This is a genomic window from Psychrobacter sp. TB67 (assembly GCF_000511065.1).
Taxonomy (GTDB): domain Bacteria; phylum Pseudomonadota; class Gammaproteobacteria; order Pseudomonadales; family Moraxellaceae; genus Psychrobacter; species Psychrobacter okhotskensis.
The window spans coordinates 1-12,586 of the sequence record NZ_AYYA01000056.1; the positions used below are offsets into that span (position 1 = coordinate 1).

The following is a 12,586-nucleotide window of genomic DNA, read 5'->3' on the forward strand; positions in this document are numbered from 1 at the left end:
GTACGGCCGCCTTCACGAATAGCGAAGCGAAGACCTTTGTCCATAGCGATTGGGTGGATAAGCTCTACGCCCATCTCAACGTTATCACCAGGCATAACCATTTCAGTACCGTCTTGTAATTGGATTGCGCCAGTTACGTCAGTAGTACGGAAGTAGAACTGTGGACGATAGCCGTTTAGGAATGGTGTGTGACGACCACCCTCTTCTTTGCTCAACACATATACTTCAGCGTCAAACTTGGTGTGAGGAGTGATTGAACCTGGCTTAGCGAGTACTTGGCCACGTTGGACGTCTTCACGCTTAGTACCACGTAGTAGTACGCCACAGTTTTCGCCTGCACGACCTTCGTCAAGCAGTTTACGGAACATCTCTACACCCGTACAGGTGGTTTTTTGAGTGTCACGGATACCAACGATTTCAATTTCGTCACCAACTTTAACGATACCAGATTCAACACGACCGGTCACAACGGTACCACGACCTGAGATTGAGAAGACGTCTTCGATTGGCATTAGGAATGCTTTGTCGATGTCACGCTCTGGCTCTGGGATGTAGGTGTCTAGTACGTTTAGTAGTTCTACGACGGCTGGTTGGCCGTATTTTTCTTGTGAGCCTTTTAGGGCTTCAGTAGCAGAACCATGGATGATTGGGGTGTCATCACCTGGGAAGTCATAGTCGCTTAGTAATTCACGAACTTCCATTTCTACGAGTTCAAGCAGTTCTTCGTCGTCAACAACGTCGCACTTGTTCATGAATACGACGATGTATGGTACGCCAACCTGACGTGATAGCAGGATGTGCTCACGGGTTTGTGGCATTGGGCCATCGGTCGCTGATACGACTAGGATTGCACCGTCCATTTGGGCTGCACCGGTGATCATGTTTTTAACATAATCGGCGTGACCTGGGCAATCGACGTGGGCGTAGTGACGTGATGGGGTGTCATATTCTACGTGTGAGGTGTTGATGGTGATGCCACGTGCTTTTTCTTCTGGGGCTGAGTCAATAGACGCGTAGTCTTTGGCTTCGCCACCTGAGGTGATTGCTGCTACGGTTGCGATAGCGGCGGTTAGTGTGGTTTTACCGTGGTCAACGTGTCCGATGGTACCGACGTTGACGTGTGGCTTGCTGCGTTCAAACTTGGCCTTTGCCATGGGTATTTCCTCTTTTTTTGGGGGCAGTGTTCAACTATGATAAATACAGTAGTTGAGACAATCCTGACCACATTAAGATAATTGTTAAAAGGGTGCACATACTAATGTGCAGATATTATAAGAAAATCACGGCCAATAACAAGTCTTTTAACCAATTATTGGCGTATTCTTCAATGACAATATAAAGATATGCCCTATATTGTCATTATTAAATAACGATTATTTACTCGTCGCCATCTTTAGAGTTGAACTTAGAGATGATGTCAGCGGCCACTGATTTTGGAATCTCAGCGTACTTTTGGAATTCCATTGAGTATGTTGCACGGCCTTGAGACATTGAGCGCATCTGTGTGGCATAGCCAAACATTTCCGCTAATGGGACTTCTGCACGAATCTGCTTAGTACCACCAGGTAAATCTTCCATACCTTGAACCATACCACGACGACGGTTTAAATCGCCCATGATGTCGCCCATGTAATCTTCAGGTGTCTCAACTTCAACTTTCATCACTGGCTCAAGTAGTGCAGGGTTTGCTGCCATGAAGCCTTTTTTGAAAGCGATAGAACCAGCCATTTTAAATGATAGCTCATCCGAGTCAACGTCATGGTAAGAACCGTCATACAATGTCGCTTTTACGCCAACGATTGGATAGCCAGCAAGTACGCCGTTTTTCATGCGCTCTTGAATACCTTTATCAACCGCACCGTGGAACTCTTTTGGTACCGTACCACCAACCACTTCTTCAGCGAATTCATATAGAACGTCGCCCGCTGGATCCATAGGCTCAAGACGTAACCAAACGTGACCAAATTTACCACGACCACCTGTTTGACGTACGAATTTGCCTTCTTGCTCAACCGTCTCACGAATCGTCTCACGATAAGCAACCTGCGGCGCACCGATGTTGGCTTCAACGTTAAACTCACGCTTCATACGGTCAACAAGAATCTCTAGATGCAGCTCACCCATACCACTGATGATCGTCTGACCAGATTCTTCGTCAGTATGTACACGGAACGATGGATCTTCTTTGGCCAAACGACCTAAAGCGATAGACATTCTTTCTTGGTCAGCTTTGGTCTTAGGTTCAACGGCAAGACTGATAACTGGATCTGGGAATTCCATACGCTCAAGTGTGATAACATTTTGCTCATCACATAGCGTATCACCAGTCGTCACATCTTTCATGCCAACCAATGCTGCGATATCACCAGTACGAATTTCTGCAAGCTCTTCTTGAGAGTTCGCCATCATCTGTACGATACGACCAACGCGCTCACGCTTCATTTTAACTGGGTTATAGACACTGCTACCTTGCGTCAAAACACCTGAATAAACACGAACGAAGGTTAAGTTACCAACGAACTTATCATTCATGATTTTGAATGCTAAAGCTGAGAATGGGGCTTCGTCTGATGCTTCACGAGTGCCTTCACTTTCTTCTTTGTCATCAAGAATACCGCGGATAGCTGGTACATCCATTGGCGCAGGCAGATACTGAATAACCGCATCCAACATCTTTTGTACACCTTTGTTTTTAAAGGCAGTACCACAAAGTAGTGGAATGATTTGATTATCAATAGTCAACTGACGAATAGCAGCATTGATTTGCTCTACAGACAATTCACCGTTTTCAAGATACTCATTCATGAGTTCTTCTGATGCTTCAGCGGCATTTTCTACAAGATGTTCGCGATACTCTTCCGCTTTTTCTTGTAGTTCAGCTGGAATTTCGCGCTCTTCAAATTCCATACCTTGAGACGCTTCATCCCAATATAGAGCTTTCATAGTCACAAGATCAACAACGCCTTCGAAGTCGTCTTCTTTACCAATTGGAATAACCAATGGTACAGGGTTGCCACCTAGACGAGTTTTGATTTGCTCAATAACACGATAAAAATCAGCGCCAACGCGATCCATTTTGTTTACAAATGCAAGACGTGGAACTTTATATTTGTTTGCCTGACGCCATACGGTCTCAGACTGTGGCTGAACGCCGCCTACTGCACAGTAAACCATGCAAGCGCCATCAAGTACACGCATAGAACGTTCAACTTCGATCGTGAAATCAACGTGACCTGGGGTGTCAATAATGTTGATACGATGTTCGTCAAACTGCTTTGCCATACCTGACCAAAAGCAAGTCGTCGCCGCAGAAGTAATAGTAATACCGCGCTCTTGTTCTTGCTCCATCCAATCCATGGTGGCTGCGCCATCATGAACTTCACCAAGCTTGTGGCTAACGCCGGTATAGAATAAGACACGCTCTGTCGTGGTCGTTTTACCAGCATCAATGTGCGCAGAAATGCCAATATTGCGATAGCGTTTTAGGGGAGTTTTACGAGCCATAGTGTTTTCCTAGGGAAATTCGTGTATATATTAATGTGTTGTATCTCTACCTCATACTCTATGACAAAGCAGTCAGCTTCGTAATATTACTTACTGATTATTGGGCCTAATACGGACAAAAAAAGAGCAAATACTTAGAATAGTGCGGCATCAAATTTGGGATGCTGTCTATAAAGAACAGTATCCTTTTCAGGACAGCATCTTGACAGATGTCCGCCATCCAGATTATGTGAGTATTTTATTATCTTACGATGAAAAAATATCAATAATCTGATGAGGATGACGGCAATCAATAGAATAAATAATTAACTAGCATCAGCTATTTCTTTAAAACTACTCTTGATAGGTAGTCTAAAAAATAGCTTAGAAACGGTAATGAGAGAACGCTTTGTTAGCATCTGCCATACGGTGAACTTCGTCACGTTTCTTCATAGCGTTGCCTTTACCATCAGCGGCATCATTCAATTCGCCAGCCAAACGTAAAGCCATAGATTTTTCAGAACGCTTTGCAGCAGCTTCAGCTAACCAACGCATAGCCAAGGCAGTACGACGGGAGGGGCGTACTTCCATTGGTACTTGGTAGGTAGCACCACCAACACGGCGAGCTTTTACTTCTACCATTGGGCGTACATTCTCTAAAACTTCTTCGAAGAAAGAGACTGGATCTTCAATCTTACGCTTTTCACTTACTGTCTCAAGAGCACCGTAAACGATACGCTCAGCAGTAGATTTTTTACCATCACTCATTACATGGTTGATGAATTTTGCAACAGTTTGGCTACCAAACTTAGGATCCGGTAGGATCTCACGGGTAGCAACGACGCGACGTCTTGGCATAATAAATTTCCTTGTCTTCAGGAGTGTCCAACATTCACAACATCATACTTGTCATAATAGGACAGGGTGATGAGTTGTCAGTTAGCCTTACTGCATGGTGGTATGTTTGCGAGTAACCAGTCGATATAAAATAATTTATATTAACCAATACTACCGCTGACACCGAACCCATGCACAGTTATTGGGTAATGCAAATAAGCTAAGCTAATATTAAGCTTTAGGCTTCTTGGCACCATATTTAGAGCGACCTTGTCTACGGTCTTTAACGCCTGCGCAATCTAGTGCACCGCGAACGGTATGATAACGTACACCTGGTAGATCTTTTACACGACCACCACGGATAAGAACAACACTGTGCTCTTGTAGGTTATGACCTTCGCCGCCGATGTAGCTTGATACTTCATAGCCTGAAGTCAAACGTACACGACATACTTTACGCATGGCTGAGTTAGGTTTTTTAGGCGTGGTAGTATATACACGAGTACATACACCGCGACGTTGTGGGCACGCTTGCAACGCAGGAACTTTTGACTTTTCCTTGATGGTTTTGCGACCCTTGCGAATCAATTGGTTAGTTGTTGCCATGAGGCATCCTTCTCCCGTTTGGTATAAAACAAAAAAATGGGGCAATGCACCATCGATCTGACGCAATTCGCAGATTTCGGCACACCCATTTTTAGGACAGTATATTATAAAGAGTTGTTGCTGCTAATTCAACCACTTATGAGTGGTTTTACTTTACAACATTCGATATATATGCATTAAGCCTACCACTATAACACTTTATCTGTTCTGCACTAAAAAATAGCTGAAAAACAAGACGTTAAATACGGTAAAGCTGGCAGACTTAGGCAGTATGAACACAAGCATTATCGATAAAAGATATTTAGAGATAAATGCTTGGCAGTTCGTGACCATTAAATGGCGATATTATCTTGTTTTTCAAGACAGCCAAGAAAATATCGCTACATTTAAATATGGACCGTTATTTCAATTTACTTCTTTGGTTGGTCAGCTGCTTTGTCCGTCTCTGTATTTTTTGGCTGGCTATCTGACGATTTATCTGAGCTGTCTTTTTTACTGTCTTGGTCTTTTGGCTCTTTCTGCTCATCGTTACTGGTGGTTTTACTTACCTCTTTCTCACTACCGCTATCATCAGTAATCGCACGATTGGCAAGTTTTGCTTCTGGAGCAAAGGTTGCTTGCGCTACCCCGATAACCTCGTCAATGAGCTGACTATTATAACGCATACCTACTATTACCGCAGTGCCTGGTAAAAAACGACGTATCCATGACAAATTGATCTGATCAAGATCGATGCCTACTTGACTGGCAATATTGTCTACTTGTTCAGCATAGAAGTTCACATTTTTATTTTTAAGACCTAGATTTTTAAGCTCATTGTGTAAACCGCTGCTTTGCGCATTATCCAGTAAGCCTTTACCAATACCAATGCCCGCCAGTAGCGCTTGTTTTTCTTGCATCTTGCTGAGGTCAGCATTGGCAAGCAGCTCGTACGCCATCTTCACGCCTTGCTTACCTGTCAACGGCTTATTATAAACCGCCGCCAATTGATAAACGGTACGCAAAGAGACCAGCAATAGCCATAAAGTATCAGCCAACAAACCTGGTAGTCCGGCCAAACCAGTCAAACCACCAATCGTAGCAAGCGCACGGTTTTGATTGGCAATGTCGGTCGCCAATGCGTAGCGCTCTTCATCGTCTAAACTCGCCACGCTGGCAAAACGATGCTCATTGGGCAAATCAATCTGGCTCCAAGTGGCTGCAAGCTTAGCAATTTGTGCAAATGCCCCGTCAACCGTCGATTGGAATAAACTATTCGGCACTACTTTTTTGGCATACTTGCCATAAGTCGCAAATCGTGTGCCCAATAACTGCTGGGTCGCCTTTAGGGTTTGTTCTCGGAATAGGTCTTGTTGAAAATCTTCATCGCCTAGATTTACCGCTTTATAGTGACTTGGCTTACCCGTTTTTGCATTCATGCTGTCAATCACTGCACCCATGCGCTCCAGATTATTGCGCGTAAAAGAGCCAATAGTGTTGATGCCTTTAGAGAGAGTGCTACGCTTTGCCATCGTGATGTCCTTAATATGATGATTGGTCGTTTTTTTATAGTAGTAATGAATGGGTCATTTTAGCCAATGAGGCAAACGGCTGTCAGTGCGAACAATGTTATCGCGCTCACAAATTTTGTATCTAAAAGTATGGTTTATTTATAATTGTCGACCTTCTCCTACCCCTCTACCCTGCTTTTATTTGGACAAAAATAGCCATGTCTCAATGACCAAAACAACGATTATCATATCGCAAAACAGACAGGGATAGTTACTTTTAACCGTAATCAATGTTTTGTCGTTATTTTGCACTTATCCAAAGATTTTGAACCCTTGATACGTTATCATATGGCATAGGCTGAGGCATTAGCTGGCCACTATTTATCATGGATTTGGTTCTATGATAAAAGCAATAATCCTGTGAAAGCGGCCTATATAGGTTAAAAGACTTGTTAGAAATAGTCGTTATTTAAGCCTCTAGGCTGTCTTCATCAGGCTATTGCTACAAAAAACAGCCATGCCAACCGCTACATAATAGAATGTTGGACTCAAAAGCGATTATTAAAGGTAATTATCAAAAATCGTTATTAATAAGGAATAGAATATGCGCCGCGTTGTTATCACTGGAGCAGGGATTGTCTCTTGTATCGGACATGATTTAGCCACCGTCACTGCCGCTCTTAAGCAAGGGCAGTCTGGTATTACATTTAACGACTCTTATGCTGAGCATGAATTTAAGTCGCACGTTAGTGGCAGTATCGATAAAGCAGAACTTGACACCTCCGCTATAGATCGTAAATTAAAGCGCTTCTTTAGTGATGCCAGCCTCTATGCCTATGTTAGCGCCTTGAATGCAATCGAGCACGCTGGCTTGTCGCTTGAGACTATCAATAGCAATCCACGTGTGGGTGTCGTAGCCAGCTCGGGCGGCGCATCGACAGAAAATATCGTCAATGCCATAGATGCGATGCGTGAAAAAGGTCTACGCGGTGTCGGTGCGATGGCGGTACCAAAAACGATGGGCAGCTCGGTATCCGCCGCCTTGGCCACTGGGCTAAAAATTCAGGGTGTTTCCTACTCTCTTGCCTCTGCTTGCGCGACCTCAACCCACTGTATCGGCCATGCCGCTGAGCTTATTCAGCTCGGTAAAGCTGATATTGTACTCGCTGGTGGTAGTGAAGCGGAACACTGGACGCAGTCATGTATGTTTGATGCCATGGGTGCGGTCAGTACTCAGTATAATGACACGCCACAACTTGCCTCAAGAGCGTATGACAAAGACCGTGATGGTTTTGTCATTGCCGCTGGTGGCGCGATGGTTGTTGTTGAGAGCTTAGAGCATGCCCAAGCACGCGGTGCCAATATATTGGCTGAAATTGTCGGCTACGGGGCCAGCTCTGATGGTGCAGAAATGGTCGCACCAAGCGGTGAAGGTGCAGTACGCTGTATGCAGCAAGCACTAGCCGAAGCGGGCTTACAAAGCGTCGATTATATCAATAGCCACGGTACGAGTACGCCACTAGGTGATATCACTGAGCTTAAAGCGATTGCTAAAGTATTCGGTAATGATGTCAGCAAAGTCCCGCCTATCAGCTCGACCAAGTCAATGACCGGTCATAGCTTGGGTGCCGTCGGTGCGCAAGAATTAATCTATTGCTTACTGATGCTACAAGAAGGCTTCATTGCGCCAAGTATTAATGTTGAGAATTTAGACCCTGCGGCTGAAGGCTTTGATATCGTCACCGAAAAACGCGACGCCAATCTCGAAACCTTGATGAGTAATAGCTTTGGCTTTGGCGGTACCAATGCCACCTTAATTATCAAAAAGTTTGACGCGTAAATTATGCCCGTAAAAAATCATAAGAATACTGAGCAGACAGTTTCTACCCTATCGCCAGCTACTCAACCTAGCTGGCGTTTTGGTGGGCTAACGGCTGCCGAACTGCTGCCACTGCTACAGCAATATTTAATCGCACAACAGGCCGAAGCAAACTGGCAATTGGTTTGGCTCAATAATGACGGCCGATCAGTGATTGGCTTGCTCCCCAAAGTCAGCTGGTCTGTTTATGGTTGCGCTGAAAACACGCCAGATTCAAACGAACAAGCAGCCCTTTATCAAGTCAGAAAAACCTGCCGTGACGCCGTTCACAATGATATCACTGTCACTTATAGGAGTTATAACGACTGGCAAGATGAATTAATCAGTTATAGTCAAACTTATGATGCTAATAATGAAAACCCAGAACCAGTAAGCGATTTAAATGAAAAACCAAGTTATCATCATGGTCTGATAGGCTTTATCGGTTACGATATCGCTGCTCATGAGCTTAGCCCAGCTGCACATATTGAGCTAGCAACGCAGCCTTGTGCCATTTTGGGACATTACGATATCTACCTCACCCCATCAGATAAAGAAAATGGCTGGAGGCTAAATACGCTAGGTTTAAATACTGCTAGTGAAGCAACAGACGCCACACTATCAGCGCTTATATCGTATTTAGACACGCTAGAGCATCAACTATCTAGTAGAAACAAACCCTCTCATGATAATGAGCCACCGTTGGCGCCATTAATATTGAACGAGCGCTGGCATAAAAATGATTATCAAAGGGCTTTTGCAAAAACTCAACAGTATCTACAGCAAGGCGACTGTTATCAAATCAATCTGACGCAAGCATGGCAAGGCACTTTTAATAATATTACTAATCATGGTAGCGCAACGAAACTGGTTGATTACTTACCTGCCCTACATCGAAATACCAAAGCTCCCTTTGCAGGGTACTTACAAATCAGTCATCTTGATCGTGAGGGCCATGCAAATAAGGGTGAAAGTGATTTTGAGCTACTAAGCTGCTCGCCTGAGTTATTTTTTACCTTTACAAAAGAGACGAACACTGGCAAACATCATATTCGTACCAAACCAATCAAAGGAACGATGCCACGCGGATTGAATACTGTACAAGACAATGCTTATAAACAGCAGCTTATCGATAGCGAAAAAGACCGTGCCGAAAACGTCATGATCGTCGACTTACTGCGCAATGATTTGGGTAAATACGCCAAAATTGGTAGCGTCAAAGTGCCGCAATTATTTGCGATTGAGACCTTTAGCAATGTGCATCATATGGTGAGTACCATCACCGCTGAGTTAAAGGCAGATACTCATCCATTAGCTGTATTGTTTGGCAGTTTGCCCGCAGGCTCTATCACGGGGACGCCCAAAAAACGGGCGGTTGAGATTATATCCGAACTGGAAACTGCACCGCGCGGTGCTTATTGTGGCACCATGGGCTATATGAACTTTGATGGTAGTGGCCAATGGAATGTGCTCATTCGTACCCTGCAAGCCACCAATTCATTGAATGGTGATAGACAAGTCAGTCTCTGGGCAGGTGGTGGCATCACGGTTGCCTCCGACTGCGATGCAGAATATCAAGAATGCCTCGATAAGGTAGGTAATTTGCTCTCAGTCCTTGCTGACAATAGTGCTAGTAAATGATATTAAGATTTATATGACCCTATGATAAAAAATAAAGCCTGCCAACGTGACGTTGAGCAGGCTTTATTGTCGATATTTATTGCGGCAATTCAGCTATCGTCGTTATGAGCTAACCAAAAGATTACGCATTAACCCGCAGCGATATCGTTAGAGTCATGTAGCGTTTTTAAGGCCTCAATCAGGCGCTCATGTTGTACTGGCGTACCAATGGTAATGCGTAAGTACTCATTGATACGCGGTTTGTCAAAATGACGGACAATGATACCTTGTTCACGTAGGGCAGAAGCCACCGTGCTAGCATTGCCATCTTTAGGACGGGCAAAGACAAAATTGGCATGCGATGGCAGCACGTCATAACCAAGTGCCGTTAAATCTGCAGTCAGTGATTCGCGCAAGTCCATAACCTGCTGACGCATTTGCTCAAAATACTCGACATCTATCACACTAGCAGTCGCCCCAGCTTGCGCCAGCTTATCGAGTGGAAAACTGTTAAAGCTGTTTTTCATACGTGTTAATGCTTCAATCAATGAGACATTGCCAAAAGCCATACCGACGCGCAGACCGGCGAGCGAGCGTGATTTTGAAAAAGTTTGCGTCACTAGAATATTATCAAACTCATTAATCAAGCTAATGGCTGAAACCGTCGTATCTTGATTATTTTCAGTGCTTTGAGCAAAATCAATATACGCCTCATCAATCACAACCACTGCATTTGAGTGTTCACCCGCCAGCTTACGAATGTCATCAAGCGATAACAGTAAACCGGTTGGCGCATTAGGATTGGCGATGATGATACCGCTACAAGGCTGACGATACGCATCAGGATCGACACTAAAGTCTTCTTCTAAAGGAATTTGTATCAGATCGACACCAAACGTCTGTGCATAAACCGGATAAAAACTATAGCTGATATCAGGTGCTAAGACAGGACGCTCTTTTAGGAAAAAACTGGCAAAGACGAGCGCCAACACTTCGTCTGAACCGTTACCGACAAAGACTTGGTTTGCCTCAAGACTATAAAGCTGCGCTAAGGCCGCCCGCAAATCATCAGATTCGGGTGCAGGATACAAGCGCAAATCTTCCGCTTGCTTCTCTAACACCTTAGCGATTGCCTGGCCTACTTTCGGTGACGGCGGAAAGGGGTTTTCATTGGTGTTCAGTTTGCATAAATTGTCGTGCTGTGGCTGTTCACCCGGCACATAAGGTGACAAGTTGCGTGCTTTAGATGACCAAAGTCTGGTATCTATCTTTGACTCACTCATAAATTATCCTACTAATTAGCCATACAGACTATTAAAAATATCTATCAAAAGTAAAAATGAAGACGCTCAAAATATCTTACTGATAACGATAACGGGCTGAGCGCGCATGGGCTTCTAGGTCCTCACGTTGCGCTAGAATATCAGCCGTCTCAGCCAATGGCTTGCTGCCGGATTCACTGCAATAAATAATTGATGATTTCTTCTGAAAGTCATAGACACCTAAAGGTGAAGAAAAGCGCGCAGTACCAGATGTTGGTAGCACATGGTTCGGTCCTGCACAGTAATCGCCAATCGCCTCAGGCGTGTGACGACCCATAAAGATAGCACCCGCATGACGAATATCATCTAGCAATGCATCAGGGTTATCAACGGATAACTCCAAATGCTCAGGGGCAATACGATTAATCAGTGCCATACCCTCGCTACGATCTTTCACTAAGATAAGTGCACCACGATTTTGCAGCGAGTCACGCGCGATATCTGCTTTTGGCAGCTCAGCGAGTGCTCTTTCTATCTCTAACTCGACTTCTTTTAACTGCTCTTCACTGGTCGTCACAAAGATAGCTTGAGCGATACGGTCGTGCTCTGCTTGCGACAACAAATCCATCGCGAGCCAATCAGCTCGATCTTGCGCTTCACCCTCTGCATATACCAACACTTCTGAGGGGCCTGCAATCATATCAATGCCGACTTGTCCAAATACTGCGCGTTTGGCTGCCGCGACATACTTATTCCCCGGCCCTGTGATTTTATCCACCGCTGGAATGGTTTCGGTACCGTAGGCTAAAGCTGCTACCGCCTGTGCGCCGCCAATGGTAAAGACACGGTCAACTTGTGCCAAATGTGCTGCTGCCAATACCAAAGGATTGAGCACCCCTTTCGGCGCTGGTACGACCATGATAACTTCAGTAACCCCAGCTACTTTGGCAGGAATAGCATTCATCAATACTGATGATGGATAAGATGCCAAACCACCCGGCACATAAATGCCAACACGATCAAGTGGCGTGACTTTTTGACCTAAGCGATTGCCTAGCTCATCTTCATATTGCCACGTTTCTTGTACTTGACGCTCATGGAAGGTCTGTACCCGAGTAGCTGCTGTGGTCAATGCCGTTTTTACATTCTCATCCAGATTGGCAAATGCATCGGCAAGTGCTTCTTTAGACAGCTCTAACTCTTGCATCGTTGTCGCTGGATGCTGATCGAATTGCTGAGTTAATGCCAATACGACGCTATCACCATCCGCACGTACTTGTGCGATGATATCGTCGACGGTATGCAATAATTCAGCATCATTGACGGTTTCAAAGGCAAGCAGTTGTGTCAATTGATTGTCAAAATCGGCATCTTGGGTACTTAACTGGCGCATGACCTAATCCTATATCTGAGCATAAAATACTGCTGAA

General features: G+C 44.7%; 9 protein-coding genes. 2 read left to right on the forward strand and 7 right to left on the reverse strand.

The annotated features are described in order from the left end of the window. The 5 genes from tuf to W293_RS0110980 form a co-directional block, all read right to left on the reverse strand. On the reverse strand, nucleotides 1-1,154 hold a 1,154-nt coding region (tuf, locus tag W293_RS0110960), incomplete at its 3' end, for an elongation factor Tu (protein WP_025650959.1). A gap of 223 nt (nucleotides 1,155-1,377) precedes the next feature. Then, nucleotides 1,378-3,504 carry an elongation factor G gene (fusA, locus tag W293_RS0110965; RefSeq protein ID WP_025652482.1) on the reverse strand — a complete coding sequence of 709 codons (2,127 nt, stop codon included), beginning with the start codon at nucleotides 3,502-3,504 and terminating at the stop codon, nucleotides 1,378-1,380. 363 nt (nucleotides 3,505-3,867) lie between these two features. Further along, nucleotides 3,868-4,341 carry a 30S ribosomal protein S7 gene (rpsG, locus tag W293_RS0110970; protein ID WP_025652483.1) on the reverse strand — a complete coding sequence of 158 codons (474 nt, stop codon included), beginning with the start codon at nucleotides 4,339-4,341 and terminating at the stop codon, nucleotides 3,868-3,870. A 210-nt stretch (nucleotides 4,342-4,551) separates the two neighbouring features. After that, a complete protein-coding gene (rpsL, locus tag W293_RS0110975) occupies nucleotides 4,552-4,926 on the reverse strand; it encodes a 30S ribosomal protein S12 (RefSeq protein ID WP_010200611.1) in 375 nt (124 codons plus the stop codon). Between the two features lie 410 nt (nucleotides 4,927-5,336). Beyond that, nucleotides 5,337-6,437 carry an EcsC family protein gene (locus W293_RS0110980; protein WP_025652484.1) on the reverse strand — a complete coding sequence of 367 codons (1,101 nt, stop codon included), beginning with the start codon at nucleotides 6,435-6,437 and terminating at the stop codon, nucleotides 5,337-5,339. A 583-nt stretch (nucleotides 6,438-7,020) separates the two neighbouring features. On the opposite strand from W293_RS0110980, the gene W293_RS0110985 reads away from it, so the two are divergent. Further along, complete coding sequence (locus W293_RS0110985; RefSeq protein ID WP_025652485.1) at nucleotides 7,021-8,256, forward strand: beta-ketoacyl-ACP synthase II; 1,236 nt, start codon at nucleotides 7,021-7,023, stop codon at nucleotides 8,254-8,256. Between the two features lie 3 nt (nucleotides 8,257-8,259). Next, nucleotides 8,260-9,915: an anthranilate synthase component I family protein gene (locus tag W293_RS0110990; RefSeq protein ID WP_025652486.1), complete on the forward strand. Its 1,656-nt coding sequence runs from the start codon at nucleotides 8,260-8,262 to the stop codon at nucleotides 9,913-9,915. Between the two features lie 128 nt (nucleotides 9,916-10,043). Here the strand turns inward: W293_RS0110990 and hisC are convergent, their stop codons facing one another. Together hisC and hisD are read right to left on the reverse strand one after the other, a co-directional pair. Beyond that, the gene (gene hisC / locus W293_RS0110995; RefSeq protein WP_025652487.1) at nucleotides 10,044-11,177 is read right to left on the reverse strand and encodes a histidinol-phosphate transaminase; all 1,134 of its coding nucleotides are present in this window, start codon (nucleotides 11,175-11,177) and stop codon (nucleotides 10,044-10,046) included. Nucleotides 11,178-11,253: 76 nt separating this feature from the next. Continuing rightward, nucleotides 11,254-12,549, reverse strand: a complete 1,296-nt coding sequence (gene hisD, locus W293_RS0111000; protein ID WP_025652488.1) for a histidinol dehydrogenase — start codon at nucleotides 12,547-12,549, stop codon at nucleotides 11,254-11,256. Nucleotides 12,550-12,586: the final 37 nt, after the last annotated feature.

Bases quoted from the DNA above. Each gene is read 5' to 3' on its own strand.
- hisD (WP_025652488.1), bottom strand. From the start codon at position 12,549: ATGCGCCAGTTAAGTACCCAAGATGCCGATTTTGACAATCAATTGACA.
- hisC (WP_025652487.1), bottom strand. From the start codon at position 11,177: ATGAGTGAGTCAAAGATAGATACCAGACTTTGGTCATCTAAAGCACGC.
- W293_RS0110980 (WP_025652484.1), bottom strand. From the start codon at position 6,437: ATGGCAAAGCGTAGCACTCTCTCTAAAGGCATCAACACTATTGGCTCT.
- rpsG (WP_025652483.1), bottom strand. From the start codon at position 4,341: ATGCCAAGACGTCGCGTCGTTGCTACCCGTGAGATCCTACCGGATCCT.
- W293_RS0110990 (WP_025652486.1), top strand. From the start codon at position 8,260: ATGCCCGTAAAAAATCATAAGAATACTGAGCAGACAGTTTCTACCCTA.
- rpsL (WP_010200611.1), bottom strand. From the start codon at position 4,926: ATGGCAACAACTAACCAATTGATTCGCAAGGGTCGCAAAACCATCAAG.
- W293_RS0110985 (WP_025652485.1), top strand. From the start codon at position 7,021: ATGCGCCGCGTTGTTATCACTGGAGCAGGGATTGTCTCTTGTATCGGA.
- fusA (WP_025652482.1), bottom strand. From the start codon at position 3,504: ATGGCTCGTAAAACTCCCCTAAAACGCTATCGCAATATTGGCATTTCT.